This window comes from Halorubrum sp. Atlit-26R (assembly GCF_003666015.1).
Classification (GTDB): Archaea; Halobacteriota; Halobacteria; order Halobacteriales; family Haloferacaceae; genus Halorubrum.
In genome coordinates this window covers 1-490 of record NZ_QPLT01000439.1, presented here as the reverse complement: position 1 = coordinate 490, position 490 = coordinate 1, and the positions used below count along the sequence as shown (strand labels likewise).

Annotated in this window: 1 pseudogene; it reads right to left on the bottom strand. The window is 72.4% G+C overall.

Features of this window, described 5'->3' with window-relative positions:
* Positions 1 to 490, bottom strand: a pseudogene (locus DVK07_RS21345) (type IV secretory system conjugative DNA transfer family protein); the annotation flags it as partial.

Below are 490 nucleotides of genomic sequence, written 5' to 3'. Positions count from 1 at the left end.
CGCGACACGCGTCGACCCGGGCGGCGACCGCGGTCTCGCGTGCCGGCCGGAACTCGTCGCGGTCGGGATGGCCCGGCGGGAGCGGCGCACTCCCGACCAGAAACGGTGGCGGCGGCGGGGTGTTAAACGGCGCCGGGAGCCGCACCAGCCACTCGCCGCGGCTCAGCGCCCGCAGCCGGTTGCTCACCGCATCGGGATCGTGGTCGGCAGTCGCGAGCCGCTTCGCGAGCGCGTCATCAACGGGGACGCTGCCCGTGACGAGCGTCGAGACGTTGTTGAGCAACTCCACGTAGGCCGCCTCATCGCGCACCCGGAGCTGGCCGGGGAATTGGGTGGCGAGCGTGACGCTACAGCCGAACGAGCGCGACTGTGCGAGCAGATCGTCGACGATGCCGGAGCTGACGAGCTGGGCCGCTTCCTCCAGATACAGGTTGACGAGCGGCCGGTCGTCTGCGGCCGTCGTCCGGGCGCGGCGCTGGAGCGCGGTCCA